The following is a 1928-nucleotide window of genomic DNA, read 5'->3' as shown; positions in this document are numbered from 1 at the left end:
ATCGGGTAGGAGGGCATTTTAGGCCCTCCCCCCACACCACCGTACGTACGGTTCCGTATACGGCGGTTCATGAAGCGTAGTGTAGGCGTCGATGTTCCTTCAGGAACGAGATCAGCCCGAGCTTGGTGAAGTAGGCATTGGGTAAGGCTTCGTGCATGTGCGGGGTTCTTGCATTCCACCATGGTCCCCGGCCATTGCTGGCACTTATCCATGCACGCTCCTTCTTGATGCCCCGTTGCATCAGGTTTCTTGCGCACGCGGCTGGTTTCGCCCATTGCCGCCACAGGGTCGCCCGCAGTTTGCGGTGAACCCATCCATCCAGTTCCTCAAACGTCCCCTTCACATCGGCCAGCTTGAAGTAGGCTGTCCAACCGCGCAGGATCGGCACAAGTTCCTTGATGATGACGTCAATGGCCCGGCCACGCCCAGCCCGGAACTGGGCTTTCAGTTTACCACGAAGACGTTTCACACTTTGTACCGCCACCTTAAGGCGGGGCATACGGTGAGCCGTCATTGAGTAGCCCAGAAAGACCCGGTTACATGGACGATCAACAGCGCTCTTGGTGGCGTTGACCTTCAGCTTCAGCCTCTTTTCAAGGAAGGTGGTGAGCGAAGCCATCACCCGTTGACCGGCACGCATTGACCGCACATAGATATTACAGTCGTCGGCGTAGCGGCAGAAGCGATGTCCGCGCTGTTCCAGTTCCTTGTCCAGATCGTCGAGCAAGACGTTTGATAATAGCGGAGACAGCGGACCGCCCTGCGGCGTTCCCTCGCTTCGCATTGTCGTCATCCCGCCCATCATCAACCCGGCTTGCAGATAGCGGCGGATCAACCGCAGCACCCGTTTGTCGTAAACCTTGCGCGCCACTCGTGCCATCAGCATATCGTGGTTTACCCGGTCGAAGAACTTCTCCAGGTCAAGATCGACCACAACGCGGTAACCGTCGGCCACATGGGACCGCGCGGCAAGGATCGCATCATGGGCACTCCGCTCCGGCCGAAAGCCGAAAGAGGAATTGGAGAAGTCTGGGTCGAAGATCGGCATCAGCACCTGATGTATCGCCTGCTGGATGAGCCGGTCGAGAACCGTGGGAATGCCAAGAAGGCGGTTCCCGCCACCGGGCTTGGGGATTTCAACCCCGCGCACCGGCGCTGGCTCATACCGCCCCGCCAAAAGGTCTTCCCTAATGCGCGGCCAATGCGATACCAGATGCTGCTTCAGGTCGCCAACGCTCATCTTGTCGATGCCCGCCGCTCCCTTGTTCGACACCACCCGGTGTAAGGCCGCCATCATGTTTTCGCGACTGATGATCATTTCCATCAGTTGCATCGCTGCCTTCGGTTGTGAGGTGGACGGTCCTGCCGTGACGTTCGATGCGCCCAAGGCATCCTCTCGCGGCTTCCGGCCACTACCTTCCGCATGGGCATGGGGAATTTCGGCCCCATTGTCTGCATCTGCTGTCGTCATCGAAAGACCGTTCTCCATCCGACACTTCATGTTCAACCCTTCACCAGATGGTCCCGGCTACTACGGCATCTGCTGACTTCTGCCGCCCTGTCCCGTCGCTTCTCAGCCGCGGTAGCACACCGTTGCCGGTGGCGAGGCAACAGACCTCCCGAGGTAAGACGCGTGACCTTCATGCCATATACCTGTCGCATCTACAGCCGCATCATCCAGGTGAATATCGGGCTTTGGGTAAATGGGCCCCCTTGCCCTGATGCGACTGCCTCTTATGCGCTTCCTGTTCGTCAGGCCGGCACTTTGCTTACAGCTTCCTTCAGACCCCGCCTCACGACGACGCCCTTGCTGTTCGGCTAACGGTTCCCATCACCAGGGCCCGTAGAGGACTTTCACCTCCAAGTCATCGACCGGATACCATCCCGGTCAAACGGTGATTGCGCACCACGCGCCATGCTCGGCGCAC

General features: G+C 59.0%; 1 protein-coding gene. It reads right to left on the bottom strand.

The window, feature by feature from the left end; all coding sequences use genetic code 11:
* Positions 1-67 precede the first annotated feature (67 nt).
* Complete coding sequence (gene ltrA, locus F9K91_RS25415; protein ID WP_139975403.1) at positions 68-1471, bottom strand: group II intron reverse transcriptase/maturase; 1404 nt, start codon at positions 1469-1471, stop codon at positions 68-70.
* Between the last annotated feature and the right edge of the window lie 457 nt (positions 1472-1928).

Source organism: Brucella tritici, from assembly GCF_008932295.1.
GTDB lineage: Bacteria > Pseudomonadota > Alphaproteobacteria > Rhizobiales > Rhizobiaceae > Brucella > Brucella tritici.
This window is presented reverse-complemented; position numbering and strand designations above follow the sequence as displayed.

Coding starts and splice junctions, on each gene's coding strand:
- ltrA (WP_139975403.1), bottom strand. CDS start 1,471: ATGACGACAGCAGATGCAGACAATGGGGCCGAAATTCCCCATGCCCAT.